The sequence below is a fragment of the Micropepsis pineolensis genome (assembly GCF_055392125.1).
Genome location: NZ_AP042408.1, coordinates 1,403,027 through 1,424,651 on the forward strand (window position 1 = coordinate 1,403,027; position 21,625 = coordinate 1,424,651).

The window sequence follows — 21,625 nt, forward strand, 5'->3', positions numbered from 1 at the left end:
GGTATAAGCATAGCAATTTTTTGCTGTGGCGGCAGATATTTCTGGTGCCACAAAAAAAAGCCCCCCGGTAAACTGCGGGGGGCTTTGGTATTGTAGGTGAGAGTTACCAGTTGGCGCGGAAGACCAGAGAAAGCTTGCGCTCGCCTTCGACCCATTCAAAGGCGTGCTTGTCGCTGGCAGAATCGCCAATTTCCAGAACCGTGGTCTGCTTGAACAGGTTATTGACCTGAATGCCAGCCTTGTAATGGTCGAGGAAGGTGTAAAGGAACGAGGTGTCGACCTGACCGTAATTGCGTTGCCACACCGGTTCGTTCAGGTTGGTGGCATAGCTGCTGACCAGGAAGCTTGAGCGCCAGTTATAGGCCACGCGCGCCGACAGTCCGTATTTTTCATACATCAGTGCAAGGTTGGCGCTGTCGTTCGACATGCCTTCCATCGGCAGGCCCGAGCTGTTCGAATAGGTGATGGCCGTGGCCGTCGAATAGTTGCCGGCGCTGATCGAGTTGTGACCACCGGTGTTATAGATCTTGGTGTAGTTGGCCTGTACACCAAAGCCACTCAAAGCCCCCGGCAGCATGTCGAAGAATTGCTGATAGGAAACCTCGAAGCCTTTGACCTTGCCCTTGTCGCCGTTGACATAGGTGGCAACATTGAACTGCTCCGAAACGCCATTGCGATCGAAGGTCATATAGGCGTTGCCGCTCATGATGTAGTTAGAAATGGTCTTATAGAACAGGGCGACCGACAGGTTGCCGGTGGGCGCAAAGTACCATTCAAAACTGACGTCATAGTTTTGCGAATACATCGGTTTCAGGTTCGGGTTGGCCCCCGAACCGGTCAGCGCATTCGATGAAGCGAAGGTACCGGTCTGGTCGCTACCATCGGTGCTGGTCGCCCAGGCGTAACTCAGCGAGGTGTAGTTACGCAGTTTGTCGAGATCTGGCCGTACCATGCCCTGCGAATAGGCCAGGCGCATCAGTAATTCTTCGGCCAGATGGGCGCGCAGGTTAAACGAGGGCAGCACATTGGTATAATTGTGCTCGATGGCATCATACTGAACATTGGTGCCGCCGTAGGAGCCGTCGCTGTTCTGGCCGACAAAGGTTTGGGCCTCAGTACGGTCGGTACAGTTGGTCGAGGTGCAGCTGTAGACCGTCGGCAATTTCAGATAGCCTTCGCCGCTGTTGTATTGGGTTTTAACAATGCGGACGCCGACATTGCCATCAATCGGCAGATCATATCCCCACAATTCAAAGGCATGGGCATAATTGGCCTGCAGATAGCCAGCGTAGGTGTCTTCCTTCTGATCACTGACGCCGGAGGTCGAGCTTGATCCGGCCACACCATTGTAAATCGAACTGCATTTATAAGCCGTACCAGAACAATTGGCGCTGTTCTTGCGGATGAAGGGTGTCCACAGGCTGGAAGACCGACCGACGCTGGTCGACATGGCTTCAATATCCTGAACGCTATCCCAGACCGCATAGGGGTTGCGCAGCCAGCCCATGGTCGGCTCCCAAACCCCCGGCATTTTGGTGCCGAAGACATCGGGGAACTTGTAGAAGGCGGTATTGCTGGAGCCGACATTCGAGAATGTCGGAATCCCCGCAGTACAGGCTGCCAGTGCGGCGGCCGTGGCCGATGCTGCCGTGCTGGTGTTGCCGTTGGTGCAACCGCCATAGGACCAGGTTTCAAAGCCAATGCGGCCCCAGTTCCAGCCCGAGTTGCGCGTGATGGCCTGTTTAAGATTGGAGCGGAAACCAATATCGGCAGATTTCAGCCAGCCGAGTAATCCGTCGCCGTCAAAGGTGTAGGTTGCATCGGCGCGGGCAACATAGGCATGGGCATAGTTGTTTTCGTAATGGTCCATCGCTGCCGCCCAGAGGTAGTTGCTCTGATCGGCCAGAACGGACGTGCCCGTGCTGTTGTAGGTGATGCTGGGTGAGCTGTCGGTGATATCGACGGTGACGTCAACCGGATTGGCACTGGGGAAGAATTTCCCACCGGCGGAATAGGACGACCATGAACGGTAGCCGCTGTTTTTCACCATGTTATAGAGCGTCATGCTCGACATGGTTGCCCGCGAGTCGACATAGTTGCCGTCAATCGAAATCTGCAGATTGTCGTTCGGGTTATATTTAACGTTCAGCTCAAGGTTTTTGTTGATGTGGTGGCGGGCTTCGGCCCGGGTGTCGAAATAGTTGGCCGTGGTGGAATTCGACACGGCGTTATAAATCGTGCCGCCGGTCCAGTAGCCGTTGCTGTCATAGGTATAGCTGGCGACAGAGTTGCTGATGGCCGTCGAATCCGTCGAGGCATAGGGCATGCGCGATGTTCCCGACGAACTTTTCGACGGAACAATCCAGGCCACATTATGCTCGTTGCTCTGCGGTTCGGCCTTCGAAAAAATCGAGGTCAGCGTGACTTCAAGCGATGCGGTTGGACGCCACTGCACCGTGGCATCCAATGCGACGCGCGGCTGCTTCCAATCCATATGGCGATAGCCGATCATGCCATAGGTGTTGGTGGTTCCCTTTGGGTAATAGGTTGTCTGACCATCCACCGAACCGGTATTGTTCCATGGGTCGGTCGATACCACGTTATTGGAGGACATCAGATCCTGATAGTCCGCCGACAGCAGAATGCCGATTTCACCAATCTTGGTCTGGAAACGGTCACTGTATAGCGCATTGATCGCCGGTGTGGCGTGGTAGGACAGCGTCCCCATATTGAGGTTTCCCGACACCGCCACAACCCTGCCTTCTGCATCAAAGGGCTTGCGGGTTTTAAGGTCGATGGTGCCGCCAACGCCGCCTTCGATCATCTTGGCACCGGCATTTTTGTAAACGTCGACGCCCGCCATCAGATCCGATGAAATATCGGCAAAGCTGATTGAGCGGCCGTCCGAGGCACCAAAAATTTCTTCGCCATTGGTCAGCGATTTGACCCACGACAGACCGCGGATGAATACGCCATTGCCGAACCCGGCCCAGCGCAACGGGTCGTTGACCTGGTCGGTACGGGTGATCTGAATGCCCGGTACGCGCTGCAGGGCTTCGGCGACGCTGTTGTCGGGCAGTGCGCCAATATCGACCGCGGTGACCGAATCAACCACCTGGTCAGCGTTCTGTTTGATGTTCTGCGCCGACTGTAAGCTGGCGCGGATACCGGTGACCACCACCGTTTCCAGCTGTTCCTGCGCCAGTGCTGGTGTCATCAGCAGGCCCAGTGCCAGAAGGGATGTTCCTCCCAAAAGTATGCGTTTGTGCTGCATGTCTATTTCCTTTCCCCTGATGGAATCGTGGTTATGGCGTCCGCTCTATGGTTGGTGGTTCGCCAATGCCCCGCTTTGCTTCGTTTGTTCCCCTTCGGGGGCCCTGCCATTGGCTGGGGGCATCCCGGATGGGCCCGTTCTGTCGTCCCGATGCGATTCTGAGTGCGTGTCGTTTTTCGGCACTTCAAATCGCGACGAGTGTTTTATTTTGAAACACATCTTGTAGGTGCGTTGTCACGCTGCATTGGCTGCGTGGTTTTCGTTAGTGTGTTGTTTTTTCTTTTATATTGTCTGGGATCGGTCCCAATCTGCAGCAAGCGCACCTCTTCCCCCTCGTTGTTTCCTATTGCCCCGTACAGGCCTTATCGGCTCTTGTGAGCGCTACCATATACCTATAGGTTGTTTTGTAACAACTCTCACGCGCCTCTTACGCGGCGTTGAACGTGGCTTTTTTGAGGTCGTGCCGCATAATTGCCACAAGTGCCGCAAATGAGCCTTGTTTTCAGTGGAGCCGCTTGCGGGGCGTAAGTGCATTTTCCGGGTGATATCCCTGGAATGTCACCCGATGGCTAATGACAGGCGATGCGCGAATATGCGATAGAACATGGAACAACACAGATTTGCCGGGAAGCGAAAAACGCTTTGATATGACACAGGTTACAAGGCTTACGCTCGATAAGGACGGCACGCTTGGCCGCCAGAATATTCATCTTGGGGACCCCACGGGCGAGCTTGGTGCTCCGCTGGTGACGGTGGGCCAGGATTTGCGCGCGGCGCGTCAGGCCCGTGGCGATGATCTGGCCACGGTCTCCCGTGTGCTTAAGATTCGTAAAGAGCATTTGGATGCTCTGGAGGATGACCGGGCTGAGGCGCTGCCGGGCAAGACCTATGCGGTTGGCTTCATCCGGGCTTATGCCGCCTATCTTGGTTTGGACCCGGCGGCATTCGCCGAGCGCTTCAAGGCCGAGATCGCTGGTCGTAACGACATTAATCCGCCCAAAGTTACGGTGATCGACGAAGATGAGCATCGCAAACTGCCGCAAGGCTGGTGGGCGATTGCCGTGGTGGTGCTGTTGCTGGTTTTCTATGGCGCCTATCAGCTTCTGTCGGTGGCCGATCGTGCTATGCGCGAACAGGTCAGTGAACCGCCGCCACTGGAATCCAACGCGCCGCCGCCGGTCTATAAGCCAATTCAGTCCAAACCCGCCGAAGCGGCCCCGGCCGCTGCACCGGATGGCCAGAATCCCGGGGCCAATCCTGAGGCCAATTCAACGACCAGTCCGGCCGATCAGGCTGGCGCGGCGCAGAATCCTGCTGCGGCTGGCGCTGCGGCTGCTAAGCCGGTGCCCAACGCGACCTCGGTCGTGCCGCCTGCCGCGGGGGCTAAGCCTGCGCCGGTGGCTGGTGTGAAACCGGCTGCGGCCAATGTGCCGGCCTCGCCGGTGCTGCCTCAGGGTAAGGTTTATGGCGAGCGCAATCTGAATGCCCGCGTGGTGTTACGGGCAGTGCAGCCGATGCGTATTCTGGTGCAGGGGCCCGATGACCGGCTGTTTATTGGCCGGACCTTGCAGCCCGGTGATGTCTATCAGGTGCCGAACCTGCCGGGGCTTAAGCTGACGGTGGATGATGGCAGTGCGGTCGAGGTTCGTCTTGATGGCCAGCTGATCGGTCGCGCCGGTAAAGCGGGCAGCCCGGTGGAAGCCGCGCCGCTTGATCCCAATGTGCTGGGCCGCTATCGCCATTAGAGCAACGGACGGGAAATGTGCGGTCACATTTCCCGTGCAGAATTGCGGGCAGGCAAAAGGTTAGGGTAAAGCGCCGTTTCTGTCTGAAGGCGGTTTGCTCCAGAGTAAATAACCTTTCTGTGTGAAGGATTATCTGCTCAAAATCCGGATGCACCTAAGCGAAGTAGGGTTATCAGTCGCGTCGAATCCTGTATTCGCGCAGATTTTATTGCGGTGTGACCTGACTTGGCTTGCTTGCTACTTGCGGCTGGGCCAAGCTTGGTAGATACCGGCACGGTGAAACCGGCTTGCCCACCGGGCGGCTGCTTAAAACGGGAACCGGATCAACCATCCGGCAGATGTCATGAGCGTTCGTGCGTATCGCAGCATTACCCGGCGTAAATGCCGGCAGATCCATGTCGGCAAGGTCGCTATCGGTGGTGATGCCCCGATCAGTGTGCAGACCATGACCACCACGCTGACGTCCGATGCCAACGCCACCATTGCGCAGATCCGTCGGGCCGAGGAGGTGGGCGTCGATCTGGTGCGTGTCACCTGCCCGGACGAGGAATCGACGGCGGCCCTGAAGGTGATCTGCAAGGCGGCGCAGGTGCCGGTTATCGCCGACATCCACTTTCATTATCAGCGCGCGATCGAGGCGGCGGAAAATGGTGCGGCCTGCCTGCGCATCAATCCCGGTAATATCGGCTCGGCTGATCGGGTGCGCGAAGTGGTCAAGGCGGCCAAGGATCATGGCTGTGCCATTCGCATTGGCGTCAATGCCGGTTCGCTGGAAAAGGACCTGCTGGAAAAATATGGCGAGCCCTGCCCGGAAGCGATGGTCGAAAGCGCGCTGACCCACGCCCGTATTCTCGACGATAACGACTTCCACGAATACAAGATTTCGGTCAAAGCGTCGGACCCCTTCCTGGCGGTGGCATCCTATCGTGCGCTGGCCAAGGCGGTTGATTGCCCGCTGCATCTCGGCATCACCGAGGCGGGTGGTCTGATCACCGGCACGGTGCGCTCGGCCATTGGGCTTGGTGCGCTGTTGTGGGACGGTATCGGCGATACCATCCGCGTTTCATTGTCGGACGATCCGGTCGAGGAAGTGCGCGTCGGTTTCGACATTCTGAAAACGCTGGGGCTTCGTACCCGTGGCGTCGAAATCGTCTCCTGCCCGACCTGCGGGCGTAAGGGCTTCGACGTCATCAACACAGTGAAAACGCTGGAAGACCGCCTCAAGCACATCTCGACCCCGATGAAGCTGGCCATCATCGGCTGCGTCGTCAACGGTCCGGGCGAAGCGCGCGATTCCGACATCGGCTTCACCGGTGGTGGCGCGGGCAAGGGCCATGGCAAGATCTATCTCGACGGCAAGCCGGTCGAGACCATCCAGAATGAAGATCTGATCGAACATATCGTCGGTCTGGTCGAAAAACGCGCGGCGGAAATCGAAGCCCGATAACGGTGTAAGGGGCAAGGGTGATGGTTTCAGACGTCGTCTTGCTCCGAGCCCCTATTGGGATTCTAGTCGGTGTTTGTATCCTAGCTTTTTTGTATATGCGCCCGCCAGTTAGAACGAGGCTATCCTATTTAGCTCCAGTTGTAGGCTTGCTGGGATTACTTATCACACTCGCTTCGGCGGTAGCTTTGTCAGAATATTTTATGGGCATTTTGGTATGGCGATACCTTCCTTCCCCATGTTTTGTCGTGGTCGTACTTGTTAAATCGATGACGATTTTGATTCCTGTGTACGTGGTGGCGCTAAGTACTCAGTTCATTGAAAACGGCGTTCGGTTGTTGCGTGGCCAAAAACTAAACAAAATTGAGTGGGTTAAACGCAGCAAGAAAAAAGTCGCTAATATCCATTGTAACTCTAAAACCTAAGAATGTGTCGTCCGCCTCATGATCCCCGCCGCCAAACTCGAACGCATGCTGGACCGTTTTGCCTCTGTCGAAGCCCAAATGGCTTCCGGCGTCGCAGGGGATGATTTTGTCAAACTGTCCAAGGAATATGCCGAGCTGGAGCCAGTGGCCAAAGCGGCCATGGCCTATCGCACGGCGCAGGACCATCTGGCCGACGCGCAAGCGATGGCGTCCGATGCCGACAGCGATGCCGAAATGCGCGGGATGGCGGAACAGGAAGCCGCCGATCTGAAACGCGAGCTGGAAAAGCTCGAGCGCGTTCTGCTGATTGCGCTGATCCCCAAGGACGCGGCCGATAATTCCTCGGCGATCATTGAAATTCGTGCGGGCACCGGCGGCGATGAAGCCGCGCTGTTCGCCGCCGATCTGATGGGCATGTACACCCGCTATTGCCAGCTGCAGGGCTGGAAGGTCGAGGTGATGGAACTGTCCGAAAGCGATCTGGGCGGCGTGCGCGAAGCGGTGCTGAACGTTGATGGCGTCGGTGTGTTTGCCAAGCTGAAATTTGAAAGCGGCGTGCACCGGGTGCAGCGCGTGCCGGTGACCGAGGCGGGTGGGCGCATTCATACCTCGGCGGCGACCGTGGCGGTGCTGCCGCAGCCGGAAGAGGTCGATATCAAGATCGACGACAAGGATTTGCGTATCGATGTGTTCCGCTCCTCCGGCGCGGGTGGCCAGCACGTCAACAAGACCGAAAGCGCGGTGCGTATCACCCATCTGCCCACCGGGCTGGCCGTGGCGCAGCAGACCGAGCGCTCGCAATTCAAGAACAAAGCCAACGCTATGCGCCTGCTCAAGGCCCGCCTCTATGAGATGGAGCGCGAAAGGGTCGATAGTGCGCGCGCCGCCGAGCGTAAAGGTCAGGTCGGCTCTGGCGATCGTTCCGAACGGATTCGCACCTATAATTTCCCGCAGGGGCGGGTCACCGATCATCGCATCAATCTTACGCTCTATAAGCTTGACCGCATCATCCCGGGGGACGATCTTGGGGATGTCATCGAAGCCCTGGTGACCGAGGATCAGGCGGGTAAGCTGGCCGAACTGGAAGCGGAATCGTGAGCGACGTACCGTGAGCTATGATCTGGGCGCAACTGTTGCGCGCCTGAAAGCGGCAGGGGTGGATAATCCCCGGCTGGATGCCCGTGTGCTGTGGGCCTATGCCCAGAATGTGGCGGGGCAGACCGGGGCGGCATCTGCCGATGCCTCCGCACTGTTTGAAAGTTATCTGGTGCGCCGGATCGCCCGCGAACCGGTGGCCTATATCACCGGCAATAAGGAATTCTGGGGCCTCGACTTTGCTGTCGGCCCCGGTGTGCTGGTGCCCCGGCCTGATACAGAAACGGTGGTCGAAGCGGTGCTGGCCGCCTTTGGCGACCGTCAGGCTCCGCTTAACGTTATCGATCTGGGCACTGGTTCAGGCTGCATTCTGGCGGCGGTGTTACGTGAATACCCCAAGGCAACCGGGCTCGCGGTTGAGGCGTCCTCGGCAGCCCGCAGCTTTGCCCGGCGCAACTTCGACAGTCTGGGGCTGACCGGGCGGACGGATGTTTTTGCCGGAAACTGGCTCGATGCGCCCCGGGGCGACTATGATGTCGTGCTGTCCAATCCGCCCTATATCCGCAGCGCCGAGATTGTGACGCTTGAGCCGGAAGTGACTGAATATGAACCGGTTTCGGCGCTGGATGGTGGGGCGGATGGCCTCTGCGCCTATCGGGTTCTGGCCGAAAGGCTGGGGGGCTGGCTTTCCTTGCGTGGTCAGGCCTTTTTCGAGATCGGTCAGGGCCAGGAAGGCGATGTCGCCGATATCTGCACCGGGGCGGGTTTACACTTTCTTCAGGCAAAGGAAGATTTGTCCGGTACCCCCCGTGTGGTTATCGTGGCGCGGGCTTGAAAAAAACAGTTGGCTTTGGGCATACGACCAGCTAGCTTGCTATGGCTAAAGAGACAAGGTTTGCCGCCGGACGGGCTTTGACCCGGTTTGGACAGGCAAATTTCAAGCGCCGCAGGGTTTGCGGTACTTGCCTCTGAAAATGCGAAAGATGAACGGTTATATGGTTTAGAAGCGGCATGTGGGCTGCACGCCTAATTCGCGTGTGCCGGGCAGCTTCGAACCCTCAACATCAAAAAAGAATTGGACGGCACAAAATTATATACAGTGAAAAGGGGCAGTCGGTGAAGCGTTCGAGAAGGGGCGGCCGGCGGCCGCAGAACAATCAGAACGGTCAGAGCGGACACAGCAGCGCGGGTGGCGGGTTTAACCCCAATCGCGTATTCGATTCTAACGGGCCGGAAGTCAAAATTCGCGGGAACGCTTCGCATGTCTATGAAAAGTACCTGCAGCTTGCCCGCGATGCCAATGCGTCGGGCGACCGGGTTATGGCAGAAAATTATCTGCAGCATGCCGAGCATTATTTCCGCATCATGGCTGCGACGCAGGCCCAGATGACGCAGGCGCAGATTCAGGCGCAGGCCGCTCAGACCCAGCCGGTTCAGGGTTATCAGCAGCAGCCCAGCGCGCCGCGTCCGGTGGGCACCGAAGACCAGCCCTTTATCGAGACGCCGATGCCCGCCGCTGCCACCAGCGCGCCGTCTTTCTCGCTGTCGGAAACGGCCGCGATGGAAGCTGAAGAAGACGAAGCCGCCGAAGCAGCTGAAGCCGAATAACGCATATTTGCGTATTTTGCGGTGGTCCAGATCATCGCGACGCTATGCGTTCGGTTGCCTATAAAGTGTGCCCTGCGCCACAGCCCCCGTGGCGTTGAAACAATACAAAAACGGCGAAGGAAATGTGTTTCCTTCGCCGTTTTTCTTTTGTCGTGGTCGTGGTTTTATTTTTGCCGCAACTTTACGCGCAAAACCGGTTCCCACTTTTGCGCCCGTTGCGTTAATCGCCGCTGACGAAGTCGAGCCCGACATCCAGATTGGGGGCCGAATGGGTGATCCAGCCCGAGGAAATGTAATCGACCCCGGTTTCAGCAATGGCGCGCACGGTATCAATCGTGACATTGCCCGATGCTTCCAGCGCCGCCTTGCCCTTGGCCATGCTGACCGCCTTGGTCAGGGTTGCGATGTCCATATTGTCGAGCATGATGGTATCGGCGTCCTGATGCAGGGCTTCTTCCAGTTGCTCCAGCGTATCGACTTCCAGTTCGATCTTGATCATATGGCCCAGGCTGGCGCGGGCCCGTTGCATCGCCGGGGCAATGCCGCCAGCGGCCGCGATGTGGTTATCCTTAATCAGCACCGCATCGTCGAGGCCGAAACGGTGGTTGAAACCGCCGCCGCACCGCACGGCGTATTTTTCCATGACGCGTAAGCCCGGTGTGGTCTTGCGGGTGCAGACAATGCGCGCCCCGGTGCCTTCCACCGCGGTGACCAAATCGTGGGTCGCGGTGGCAATGCCGGACAGATGCCCCAAAAAATTCAGCGCCACCCGTTCCGCCGATAACAGCGAGCGGGCCGAGCCTTCGATCATCGCCAGACGGGTGCCGGCAGGAACTGTTTCCCCATCATGGACACCGATATGGATGTTGAGGTGGGCATCAATCTGACGATAGGCGGATTCAACCGCCACCATACCGGAAATGGTGCCGGGACGGCGGCTCATCACCACGGCGGTGGCGCGGGCCTCACGCGGGATCACCAGATTGGTGGTGATATCCCCGGCGCGGCCGAGATCTTCTTCCAGCGCCCGTCCGACGATAGGGTCGAGCAGGAACGGATGCGGGGGGCGAAATGCTGCAAAGCCCATAAAAGCGTTACCTCATATGGCGGTTTTCGCTGCCTGCGGCCAAAGCCGCGTCGGCAATCTTTTCCGCCAGGGATAGAGTGAGAACAGTCCGGGTCGCGGATTCCTCCGTTTGCGGATAATCACTGCGGAAATGGCTTCCGCGGCTTTCCTTACGCGTCAGGGCTCCGGCGGCAATCAGCTTGGCCGCGGCGGTGACGTTGAGAAGCGAGGCTTCAAAGGCGCTTGCCCGTTCGACCTGATAGATCAGGCGCAGGGCTTCGGTCATGCCAGCCCCGGTGCGTTCCAGACCCAGCAATCTGCTCATCCCGGCGCGTAAGATCTGCGGCAGCGGGGCGGGCTGATAGCGTTCGGGGGCTTCGGGATGGCTCGCCGGAACTGCCACGGTTTCCTTGTCGCGCACATCGGCGGCAACACGGGCACCGAACACCAACCCTTCCAGCAGCGAATTGGACGCCAGCCGGTTGGCCCCATGCAGGCCGGTCGAGGCACATTCGCCCACCGCCCATAAGCCTTCCAGATTGCTGCGGCCCTGTTCGTTGGTGATGATGCCGCCCATGTGATAATGCGCCGCCGGGGCCACCGGGATCGGCTCCTTCGCCGGATCAACGCCCTGGGCCTGACAGGCTTCAAACACCGTGGGGAATTCTTCGGCAAAGGCATCGCCGATCGCCTGACGCGCGTCGAGGAACACTTTGTGCCCCGCGGCGATATGGCGGTGAATGGCGCGGGCCACGACATCGCGCGGCTCCAGCTCGGCCCGGCCATATTTACCCAGCATGAAACGCTTGCCGGTTTCGTCGATCAGCGTCGCACCGTGTCCGCGCAATGCTTCGGTGGCCAGCGGTGCCGGGTCATTGGGGCCGGCAATCGCGGTGGGATGAAATTGGACAAATTCCGGATCACCGATCAAGGCCCCGGCGCGTGCTGCCATGCCAAGGCCTTCGCCGCGGACTTCCGGCGGATTGGTCGTCACCGCAAACAGCGCGCCCACGCCCCCGGTGGCGAAGATCACTTTTGGCGCGCGGAATAACACCAGCTTGGTCGCGGGGCCGCTGCCGGTGCGGGCAAACAGACCAATCACCCGGCCATCGCTGACCGCCAGTTCAATGGCGTGAAAGCCCTGCATGATGGTGACCGACGGCGTTCTGGCTGCCACGGCGGCCAGTGTCTTCATCACTTCCGGTCCGGCGCGGTCGCCGCCGATATGCACAACGCGGGCGCAGGAATGGGCGGCTTCGCGGCTGACCGAAAAGGTGCCATCGGCCATCTTGTCGAAGGGGGCGCCCATGGCGAACAGATCGTCGATGCGGGCACCGGCTTCGCGCGTCACCAGCTCGGCAATGCGTCTTTCGGTAAGACCCGCCCCGGCGGCCACCGTGTCGGCGGCGTGATCCTGCCATTTGTCGCCAGGGGCGACGGCGGCGGCAATGCCGCCCTGCGCCTTGGCGCTCGACCCGCTGTGGCCCGGCAGACCTTCGGCCAGCACCAGCGCGGGATAGGGGGCAAGTTTGAGGGCGGTAAAAAGACCCGCCACACCAGCGCCCAGTATCAGGGCACCATTAGTTTCATATACGGTATCGATTTGACGGGACATTTTACGCCGTCCTTACGCGGCCACCGCTTCCTTTTTGGTGCCAACTTTCAGCATCCGTTCCACCGCGCGGGCAGCCTTGACCGCGGTTTCAGCGTCGACCGTAACCGCGACGGTATTGGTCTCCAGCGCCGTGAGGATCTTTGGCAAAGTGATGCGCTTCATGTGCGGACACAGATTGCACGGGCGCACGAATTGAATGTCGGGATAGTCGGCGGCGATGTTGTCGCTCATCGAGCATTCCGTCACCAGAACCGCCTTTTTGGGGCGATGCTGCGCGATATATTTCTGCATGTCCGAGGTGGAACCGGCAAAATCGGCTTCGGCCAGCACGTCGGGCGGGCATTCGGGATGGGCCAGCACCGCCACATCGGGCGCGCCGTCACGGAAGGCGCGGATGTCGGCGGGGGTGAAGCGCTCGTGCACCTCGCAATGGCCCTTCCAGGTGATGATCTGAATCTTGGTCTGCCGTGCGGTGTTGAGTGCGAGAAACTCGTCCGGGATCATGATCACAGACGGCACGCCCCATTCGGCAGCGATATCTTCCACCACCTGTCGGGCATTGGCCGAGGTGCAGCAAACGTCGCTTTCCGCCTTCACCGCCGCCGAGGTGTTGACATAGGTCACCACCGGCAGGTCGGGATGCCTGGCTTTTAAGCCCCGCACATCTTCAGCCGTGATCGATTCGGCCAGCGAGCAGCCCGCCAGCGGATCGGGGATCAGCACGGTCTTTTCCGGCGACAGAATCTTGGAGGTTTCCGCCATGAAATGCACACCGGCCTGCACGATGACCTTGGCATCGGTCTCGGCGGCCAGGCGCGCCAGCTGCAGGCTGTCACCACGGTAATCGGCCACGGTGTGGAAAATCTGCGGCGTCATGTAGTTGTGCGCCAGAATGACCGCGTTCTTTTCGGCCTTCAGGCGGTTGATCGCCACCACATAGGGGGCATAGGCCGGCCATTCGATTTCCGGCACGACATTGGCCACTTTTGCGTAATACGGGGCCGCTAAACGCGCGATCTCGGGCGTGAAGGGCAGGGGTTCGTTCATCTGGGGATCCGTCATCTTCACACCAATTATACTCCGATTGAGTATATACCCGGGGCAAAAACACCGGCCACTCGGCCGGAACTTTCTTTATGCTACAGATGAGCACAAATAGGTCAAGAGGAGAAATCGTATCATTCGTTAGTTTTATATAACTTCAATTATTACGTGAATTAAGGGCTAACGTAAACCTTCAAGGCTAGAGCAATCGCCCCGATGACCTTTTCCCAGTCCCCCGGTGCGGGCTGGCGGTACAGTTTTGCCGTCGGGTACCATGGGCTGTCGTCCCGTTCGGTCAGCCAGCGCCAGTCGGGCGAGAAGGGCAGTAACACCCATAGCGGTGCGCCGATGGCCCCGGCGACATGGGCCGGGGCGCTATCGACGCTGATTGTCAGATCCATTTCGGCGATCAGCGCCGCCGTGTCGGCAAAATCCTCAAGCGGCGGCTGATGCAGATTGGGCCAGCGGGCAGCTTCTGCCCGATCGGCGGGCCGCAAGCCCTGCTGGACCAGATAAAAATCACAGGACAGCCCCAGCAGCGGGGCCAGTGCGGCCAGCGGGATCGACCGGTTGGCATCATTTTGATGGTTGGCATTGCCGCTGATCGCCAGCCCGATGCGCGGGCGCTGTTTCGTGCCCAGTGTGGCCCGGATCTTTTCCCGTAAGGCCGGGTCCGCTGTCAGATAGGGCGCGGGCGGAATGGTTTCTTGCGTGACCGCAAAAAGCGGAGGCAGGCTTAGCACCGGCACATGCAGACCATCCGCGGGCAGGGCTTGGCCATCGGCCACCACGGTCACAGTTTCAAAGCTGCGTAGCAGGCGGCACAGGGCTTGCGGCGCAGACAGAATAACCCGCGCCCCCTGCGCTATGGCGGGGGCTGCAAAGCGGCAGAACTGGATATAATCACCATAGCCCTGATCGGTACGGATAATTAGTGTGCGGCCTTTAATCGCTTCACCCCGCCACAGCGCTGTGGTTTTCAGCCAGTCCGGATGCGTCAGGTCAGGGTTTTTCCAGCGCCATTCATACAGCGGCCATCCGGCCTCAAAGTCGCCCATCAGCAGGCAGACCAGAGCTTCGTTCCAATAGGCTTGCGCCAGATTTGGATCACACACCCGGGCGCGCTTCAGGCTGGCGCGCGCGTCGGCGAGGCGCATCATTTCCTTGAGCAGATTGCCGCGATTATAATGGGCGGTGGCAAAATCCGGGGCCATTGTCAGCGCACGGTCAAAATCGTCCAGCGCCTCCTGATACCGCCCCATCCGTTGCAGGGTGGTGGCCCGGTTGGTCCGCGCTTCGAGGAAGTTCGGCGCCAGTCGCAGGGCGGTATCAAAGGCCGCCAGGGCCTCCTCAAACAGCTTTATATCCAGCGCCATGACGCCGACACGGTAATGGGCCTGCGGTGCCTGCGGGGCAAAATGCGCGGCGGTGCGATAGGCAGCCAGCGCTTCTGTTTTGCGCCCCAGTGCGACCAGAACAGCGCCACGGCGATCGTGGGCGGCGACCAGTTCGGGGCTCAGGCTCAGGCAATGGTCAAAGGCGGCGAGGGCTTCCTGCCAGCGCTGCATCGCCTGTAACAGGATGGCCCGATTGTAGCTGGCATCGGATTGGCGTGGATCAAGCTGCAGCGCCTGGGTCAGATGCATCAGTGCGTTTTCCCGCCCGCCCAGCGCCATTTCCGCTGACCCCAGCAGGCTGTAAAGTCGTGGGTTGCGCGGATAGCGGGTTAATAAATCGCGATACCGTGTGGCAGCGGCGGTAACATCGCCAGCCTGATGGCGGGCCATAGCCTGTTGAAAAAGGGTCTCGTCGTCCGTCACGGTATGGTTTTGCACTCAGGATTTTCCGCTACGAATACGGATTATTATAGATCAAAGCGTGCGGCCAGTTTTTTGGCAACAGTTTCTATCACCCCCGGCCAATCGCGTGGTGACCGCTGTCGCCACAACTGGGCGCTTGCGTACCATGGACTATCGCTGCGCCCGGTCAGCCAGCGCCAGTCGGGAGCAAAAGGCAGCAGGATCCACACCGGTGCGCCGATGGCCCCGGCGACGTGGGCCGGGGCACTGTCGACGCTGACGGTCAGATCCATTTCGGCAATCAGTGCTGCTGTGTCGGCGAAATCTGCAAGGGGCGGCAGATGCAGATTGGGCCAGCGGGCGGATTCTGTCCGATCCGCCGGGCGCAAGCCCTGCTGGGCCAGATAAAAATCACAGGGCTGCTCCAGTAGCGGGGCCAGTGCGGCCAGTGGGATCGACCGATTGGCATCGTTGAGGTGTTTGTCATCGCCCGAGACCACAAGCCCGATCCGGGGGCGTTTCTTTGCACCCAGTGAGGTGGAAAGTTTTTCGCGTCGTATAGGATCGGCGGTAAGATAGGGCGCGGGTGGAATATTTTGCAGCGTCGTTGCAAAGGCACGCGGCAGGCTCATCACCGGGCAATGGTAATCGACCGGTCCCGGATCATCGCTGCTGGTAATGACGGTCACCATATTCAGTGTGCTGACCAAATTGCGCAAAGGGGGCGGCGCGGCCAAGATCACTCTGGCCCCGCGTGCCGCAGCCCATGGGCCATAGCGACAGGCCATGACGAAATCGCCATAGCCTTGTTCCGGACGGATCAGCAGGGTTTTGCCGGTAATGTCCTCACCTTGCCACATCGGTTCTGGCCGGTTCCAGGCTATGCGGCGAAACGGATTGCGGCGCCAGCGGCTTTCATAAAGCGCAAAGCCCTGCGCCAGATCACCGGACAGCAACAGCACATGGGCCTTATCAAAAGTGGCATCGGCGTGATCGGGGGCAAGGCGCAGGGCCTGATCGAAACATTCAAGTGCCCTGGGCAGCGCCGCCTTGGCGCGCCACGCCAGCCCCTTGTTGGTCCAGGCATCGGCATGCTTTGGATCAAGGCTGAGAGCACGGTCAAAACTCAGGATCGCCGCATCGATCTGGCCCAGCGCCATCAGTGCGTTGCCCCGGTTGCTGTGGGCGGCGGCAAAATCCGGTGCCAGTACCAAGGCCTGATCAAAATCGGCCAACGCCTCTTGCCCGCGGTGCAGCCCGAGCCGGGCATTGCCGCGATTGTTCCAGCTGTCGTAATCTTGTGGTGACAGGGTGATGGCACGGCTTAAGCGCGCTTCGGCTTGGGCCAATTGGTCCAGCCCGATCAGCAACGCACCACTTTTGGCATAGGCTTGCGCATCATCCGGCCTGCGGGCGATGACGGCATCATAATCGGCCAGCGCTTCCTGAAGCCGCCCCAAGCGCAGCAGTACGGTGGCGCGGTTGATATAGGCTTCGACCGCCTGTGGCGATAGTGCGATCGCGTGGCTGAAGGCTGTTACGGCCTCGTCATCACGGCCCAGTGTGGCGAGCAGTGTGGCGCGGTTATAATGTGCCGGGCCGTGCTGCGGGGCCAGCGCCAGGGTGGTTTCGAGCGCTGTCAACGCCTCGGCATGGCGTTGCAGGGCAATCAGTACATTGGCGCGATTGAACTGGGCTTCGACAAAGTCGGGCTGCAAGGCAAGGGCGCGGTCAAAACAATCAAGCGCTTCGCTTAAGCGCCCCAGCGCCTGTAAGCCGGTGCCCAGATGCGACAGAACGGGTGGTTGCAGCCCCAGCCTGTGCAGGGCGTCGCCGATGTGTGCCACGCCATCCTCGGGATGGCCCGTTTGAATTTCCGCCGTCCCCAGCAAATCGAGCAGCGGGCCATGTCCGGGAAACTGCGCAAGCAATTGCCGATAGATCGTGGCGGCTTCGGCGCTGTGTCCGGCCCGGTGCAGCGTCACGGCCTGACCAAACAAAAGGGCGGGGTCGGTCATGGCCCGATAAAGCGCGCCGCCAATTGTCTGGTCACGGTGGCGATCACGCTATCCCAATCGGTGTTGGCGGGCTGGCGGAAAAGTTCCGCCGTCGGGTACCACGGGCTGTCGGCACGATCGAGCCGCCAGCGCCAGTCCGGCACATAGGGCAGTAACACCCAGAATGGTTTGCCGATGGCCCCGGCCAGATGCGCCACCGAGGTATCAACCGCGATAACCAGATCCATCTGGGCGGTCAGCGCCGCGGTGTCCGAGAAATCCCTGAGCGCTTCGCAATGGGTGGTGACATTGGCAAAGTGGTCGAGGATCGCCGCATCGTAATCGCGGATTTCTTTTTGTAGGACGTGAAATTCCAGCGGCAGGTCGAGCAGCGGGCTAAGCTGCTCCAGCCGCAGGCTGCGGGCGCGATCCGGGGCATATTCCGAGCGCCCCGACCACACCAGACCGATGCGCGCTTTACGCTTTTCACCAAGGCGGTGCTGCCAGTCGGCCAGCCGGGCCCGGTCCGGTGCAAGATAGGGCACTTCCGCCGGGATGGTATCGAGCGTGGTGGCAAAGGCGCGCGGCAGGCTCATCAGCGGGCATTGCAGATCAAAGGGCGGCAGCGTCGCGCCATCGATGAAAAGTTGATAATCGCCCGGCAGCGACTGAAACAATTCGTACAGCGCCGGTTGCACCACCACCAGCACCTTGGCCCCCCGGCGCGCCACCAGCGGACAATAGCGGATGAATTGCAGGGTATCGCCAAAGCCCTGCTCGGCATGCAGCAGAATGGTTTTGCCATCCAGCGCTTCGGCCCCGGTCCATAACGGCTGGGTATAGCTGGGGCGGTCTTCCTGCATTTTGGACCCCTCCCAGCGCCATTCGTAAAGTTGCCAGCCTTCGATCAGATCGCCCTGTAGCAGCGTGATCAGCGATTTGTTCCACGGGATCGACGACAGTGTCCTGTTCAGTGCATAGGCCCGATCGAGCTCGGCCAGTGCCTCGCCGAAACGCTTCAGGCTTTTGAGCGCCAGCGCACGGTTGCTGATGGCTTCGGCAAAGTCCGTCCGTAAGGCAATGGCGCGATCAAACGCGGCGATGGCATCCTGCGGCAAAAGCAAATCGAGCAAGGTAACGCCGCGGATATTGTGGGCCGAGGGATTGCTGTCATCCATGGCGATGGCTTCGTCGCAGCGTTCCAGTGCCCCCTCTGGCCGCCTCAGATCCAATAGGGCACTGGCCGCATTGTAATGCGCTTCGGCAAAGTTTTCTCTTCCGGCGATGGCCTCAAGATAGGACGCCAGCGCTTCTTCCGGCCGATGTAAGGCCATCAGTGCGTTGCCGCGATTATTGTGAATATCCGCATTGGTCAGGTTGACCGGTCCGGACGAGGTGGCTGGTGCCGATGACGTCTGCGCTGACAATCCCAGTGACAGGGCAATGTCGAAACCGGTTAAGGCTTCCGCCGGGCGTTTCAGCGCGAGTAACGCACTGGCGCGGTTATAATACGCCTCGGCATAGTCGGGGCGGATGGTGGTGGCGGCGGTAAAGGCGCCAATGGCTTCCTCGCTGCGTTTCAGTGCGACCAGCGTGTTCGCCATATTATAATGGGCTTCCGCAAAGTCGGGCCTGAGGGCGATGGCGTGTTCAAAGGCCTGTAATGCCGCGTCCATCCGGCCCAGCGCATAGAGTGCGTTGCCACGATTACTGTGGCCCTCGGCATAATCGGGTTTCAGGGCGACGGCGGTTTCAAAACACGCCAGAGCCTCTTTCGGGCGGTGTAGCGTCAGAAAAATGTTGCCGCGATTGTTATGGGCCTCGGCCAGATCGGGGCGCAGGGCGATCACCCGATCGAAATCGGCTAACGCCGGTTCGGTGGCTCCGGTGCTGATCAGCAGACTGCCGCGGTTGATATAGGCTTCGGCCATTTGCGGGCGCAGCGTCAGGGCCTGACTATAATCGGCCAGCGCCCCGGAGATGTCGTCCACATCCCGTCTGGCGTTGGCGCGGTTATAAAAGGCTTCGGCGTAATCGGGTTTCAGCGCAATGGCGCGGCTGTATTGCTCCAGCGCGTCCTGTGGCCGGCCAAGATCGCGCAGCGCATTGCCGAGATTATTGTACGCTTTGACCGAGGTTGGATCGAGCGCCACCACCCGTTCAAAACAGGCCAGCGCCTCGGGCAGGTTGCCAAGGCTTTGCAACCCGTTGCCCAGATTGGCCAGCGCCATCGGCTGATCGGGTTTGATCGACAGTGTGCGGGCGAGATATTTGATGCCTTCCTCCGTACGGCCCAGTTGCAGGCATGCGGTACCGAGCTGAAACAGCAAACCGGGATCGCTGGCAAAATGTTCGAGCAGTCGCTCATACACCTCGGCGGCAAGGGTGATGTTGCCTTCCTGATGCAGTGCTACCGCCATGCGGAAGATCGTATTCGGATCGGTTTCGGATGTATCACTCATGCTGTACGCCATCCGCCGTTCAGGTTCGGGCAAACCCTTGTTTTAGTCGCTCGCAGATCCTGTAGGCGACGCTGTTCCAACATCTGCGCGCTGGTTGGCGGAAAATCCTTCTACCGGGATACCAGAGGTCGTCATGGCGGTCCAGATGTCGGCGCGGTTATAATAGGTTTCGGCATATCCCGGTCGAATGGCGATGGCGCGGCGGAACGCGTCGAGCGCCTCAGTCCTGCGACCCATGGCGGCAAGCGCGTTGCCGCGGTTGTTATGGGCATCGGCATAATCGTGCCGGAGGGCGAGGGCTTTGTCATAGCTTGCCAGCGCCTCGGCCGGGCGGTGCAGCGCCAAAAGAATGTTGCCACGACGGTTATGACTTTCAGCATCATCCGGCTGCAAGGCGACAACGCGATCAAAATCCGCCAAAGCCCGTGTGGTCTGCCCCAGTCCGTGCAGCAGGTTGCCCCGGTTGATATAGGCTTCAATCATCTCTGGACGCAGGGCAATGGCCTGATCGTAATCGGCCAGTGCGCCAACCATGTCCTTGAGTTCGTAGCGGGCGTTGGCGCGGTTATAAAACGCCACGGCGTAACCGGGTTTGAGCGCAATGGCGCGGCTGTATTTGTCGATCGCTTCCTGCAGAAGGCCCTGATCGCGTAAGCCGTTGCCAAGATGGGCCAGCGCCATCGGCTGATCGGGCTTTTGTGCCAGCGCGCGGGTCAGATCGGCGATGCCTTCCTCGGTGCGGCCCAGCTGCAGCAAGGCGGTGCCATGATGAAAGCGCAAGTCCGGATCGGCCTGAAACTGTTCGGTCAGATGCTGGTACAGCATCGCTGCCGGTGGCCCGGGCGGGGGCTGTGCGATGTTGGTGGTTTCGTGCATGTGACGCGCCATCCCGGATGCAATGGGGCGCAAAGCGCTTGCGGTGTGGCCAAGCCAACGCCCAAGCATCCCCCCTTAATATTTGACGTATTATGCACAATCGGGCAGGGGGATGGTAGCCTGTTTCATCACATGGGATGCTTTATCAGAGCGTGGTCCGATCTGTCAGGGCTAATCCAGCCCGGGGCGGCCCCGGCCCGCCTTGATACGGCCACGGCTTTTCTTGTCGCCGAGGCGTTCTTCCTTCGAGGCGCGGGTGGGCCGGGTCTTGCGGCGGTATTTGGGTTCGACCGCCGCCGCGCGGATCATGGCAAACAATTGTGCCCGCGCATCGGCCCGGTTGCGCGGCTGATCGCGAAAGCGCTGAGCGGTAATCACAATTACCCCGTCTTTGGTCAGCTTGGTGCCCGCCGCCTGCATCAGGCGGAAGCGCACCGGCTCGGGCAGGCTGAGGGACAAGGCCGCGTTGAAACGCAACTGCACCGCGCTCGACACCTTATTAACGTTCTGCCCGCCCGGTCCTTCGGCGCGGACAAAGCTCTCGGTCAGTTCGGCTTCGTCGAGGGTGATGTTGTCGGTGACGGAAATCGTGGCCATAGCCACTTAGTGCCATTGCGAGGCAGATTTGTCGAGGAAATGACATGTGCACGCATTAATTGCTTCAAACATATTTATAAAATCTATAGTTGTAAACCTGATTTCTGGGTTGTATTATGTAAAATTACTAATTTAACTAATGTGGAGGGTGAAATGAGTGACGTAAAAATTGGTGCGTTGAAGATTAATGCGACCGACGACGGTGTGGTGCTGACCGTCCATCTTGTCGTGTCCGGCAGCGATGTGGCCGGTGTTGGTCACTATACCGACAGCATCAAGAAGCGGTCTTTTGCTGTGACGTTCGAAGGTAAGACCCATTCGACCGGGCTTGGCACCGCTAAGCAGTTGTTTGGCCTGCACGGCAAGGCGCTGCCCAATATTCCCGGTGCATCAAGCATCCCGACACTGAGCTTCTCGCTGGACGGTATCTGGGGGGCTACAGGGCATGCTGAATACGGTGTCTGGACCGATACGCCAGCTATTGAACTGCATAAGGGCCTGATCGAAGCTACCTGGTCATAATACGCGCAAATAAAACGACAGGCCCGGGATGTCCGGGCCTGTTTTTTGTCGGCGAT

16 protein-coding genes are annotated in these 21,625 nt (G+C 59.5%); 7 read left to right on the forward strand and 9 right to left on the reverse strand.

Annotated features, from left to right (window positions below; all coding sequences use genetic code 11):
• Positions 1-103: 103 nt before the first annotated feature.
• Complete coding sequence (locus ACZ5RI_RS06250) at positions 104-3,274, reverse strand: TonB-dependent receptor (RefSeq protein WP_464515252.1); 3,171 nt, start codon at positions 3,272-3,274, stop codon at positions 104-106.
• A gap of 647 nt (positions 3,275-3,921) precedes the next feature.
• Between ACZ5RI_RS06250 and ACZ5RI_RS06255 the strand changes: the two genes are divergently transcribed.
• From ACZ5RI_RS06255 to ACZ5RI_RS06280, 6 genes are all read left to right on the forward strand, one after another.
• Positions 3,922-5,019: a helix-turn-helix domain-containing protein gene (locus ACZ5RI_RS06255; RefSeq protein WP_464515253.1), complete on the forward strand. Its 1,098-nt coding sequence runs from the start codon at positions 3,922-3,924 to the stop codon at positions 5,017-5,019.
• Positions 5,020-5,362: 343 nt separating this feature from the next.
• The gene (gene ispG / locus ACZ5RI_RS06260; protein ID WP_464515254.1) at positions 5,363-6,466 is read left to right on the forward strand and encodes a flavodoxin-dependent (E)-4-hydroxy-3-methylbut-2-enyl-diphosphate synthase; all 1,104 of its coding nucleotides are present in this window, start codon (positions 5,363-5,365) and stop codon (positions 6,464-6,466) included.
• Between the two features lie 20 nt (positions 6,467-6,486).
• Complete coding sequence (locus ACZ5RI_RS06265; RefSeq protein WP_464515255.1) at positions 6,487-6,888, forward strand: hypothetical protein; 402 nt, start codon at positions 6,487-6,489, stop codon at positions 6,886-6,888.
• An 18-nt stretch (positions 6,889-6,906) separates the two neighbouring features.
• Positions 6,907-7,986 (forward strand): peptide chain release factor 1, encoded by a 1,080-nt coding sequence (gene prfA / locus ACZ5RI_RS06270; RefSeq protein ID WP_464515256.1) that lies wholly within the window; start codon positions 6,907-6,909, stop codon positions 7,984-7,986.
• A gap of 10 nt (positions 7,987-7,996) precedes the next feature.
• A complete protein-coding gene (gene prmC / locus ACZ5RI_RS06275) occupies positions 7,997-8,818 on the forward strand; it encodes a peptide chain release factor N(5)-glutamine methyltransferase (protein ID WP_464515257.1) in 822 nt (273 codons plus the stop codon).
• Between the two features lie 281 nt (positions 8,819-9,099).
• Positions 9,100-9,591 carry a DUF4167 domain-containing protein gene (locus ACZ5RI_RS06280; protein ID WP_464515258.1) on the forward strand — a complete coding sequence of 164 codons (492 nt, stop codon included), beginning with the start codon at positions 9,100-9,102 and terminating at the stop codon, positions 9,589-9,591.
• Positions 9,592-9,811: 220 nt separating this feature from the next.
• Here ACZ5RI_RS06280 and nadC read toward each other — a convergent pair whose 3' ends face one another.
• From nadC to arfB, 8 genes are all read right to left on the reverse strand, one after another.
• Positions 9,812-10,678 (reverse strand): carboxylating nicotinate-nucleotide diphosphorylase, encoded by an 867-nt coding sequence (gene nadC / locus ACZ5RI_RS06285; RefSeq protein WP_464515259.1) that lies wholly within the window; start codon positions 10,676-10,678, stop codon positions 9,812-9,814.
• Between the two features lie 7 nt (positions 10,679-10,685).
• Complete coding sequence (locus tag ACZ5RI_RS06290) at positions 10,686-12,272, reverse strand: L-aspartate oxidase (protein ID WP_464515260.1); 1,587 nt, start codon at positions 12,270-12,272, stop codon at positions 10,686-10,688.
• A 12-nt stretch (positions 12,273-12,284) separates the two neighbouring features.
• Positions 12,285-13,319, reverse strand: coding sequence for a quinolinate synthase NadA (gene nadA, locus ACZ5RI_RS06295; protein WP_464515261.1), 1,035 nt, complete (start codon positions 13,317-13,319; stop codon positions 12,285-12,287).
• A gap of 170 nt (positions 13,320-13,489) precedes the next feature.
• Entirely contained in the window at positions 13,490-15,151 is a 1,662-nt protein-coding gene (locus ACZ5RI_RS06300; RefSeq protein WP_464515262.1) for a tetratricopeptide repeat protein, read from the reverse strand.
• 29 nt (positions 15,152-15,180) lie between these two features.
• Positions 15,181-17,133, reverse strand: coding sequence for a tetratricopeptide repeat protein (locus tag ACZ5RI_RS06305; RefSeq protein WP_464515263.1), 1,953 nt, complete (start codon positions 17,131-17,133; stop codon positions 15,181-15,183).
• Positions 17,130-19,574, reverse strand: a complete 2,445-nt coding sequence (locus tag ACZ5RI_RS06310) for a tetratricopeptide repeat protein (protein WP_464515264.1) — start codon at positions 19,572-19,574, stop codon at positions 17,130-17,132. The genes ACZ5RI_RS06305 and ACZ5RI_RS06310 overlap by 4 nt, the downstream gene beginning before the upstream one ends.
• Before the next feature lie 42 nt (positions 19,575-19,616).
• On the reverse strand, positions 19,617-20,450 hold the full coding sequence (locus ACZ5RI_RS06315) for a tetratricopeptide repeat protein (protein WP_464515265.1): 834 nt from the start codon (positions 20,448-20,450) through the stop codon (positions 19,617-19,619).
• Between the two features lie 171 nt (positions 20,451-20,621).
• Entirely contained in the window at positions 20,622-21,047 is a 426-nt protein-coding gene (gene arfB, locus ACZ5RI_RS06320; RefSeq protein ID WP_464515266.1) for an alternative ribosome rescue aminoacyl-tRNA hydrolase ArfB, read from the reverse strand.
• 153 nt (positions 21,048-21,200) lie between these two features.
• On the opposite strand from arfB, the gene ACZ5RI_RS06325 reads away from it, so the two are divergent.
• On the forward strand, positions 21,201-21,569 hold the full coding sequence (locus ACZ5RI_RS06325) for a hypothetical protein (RefSeq protein WP_464515267.1): 369 nt from the start codon (positions 21,201-21,203) through the stop codon (positions 21,567-21,569).
• Positions 21,570-21,625: the final 56 nt, after the last annotated feature.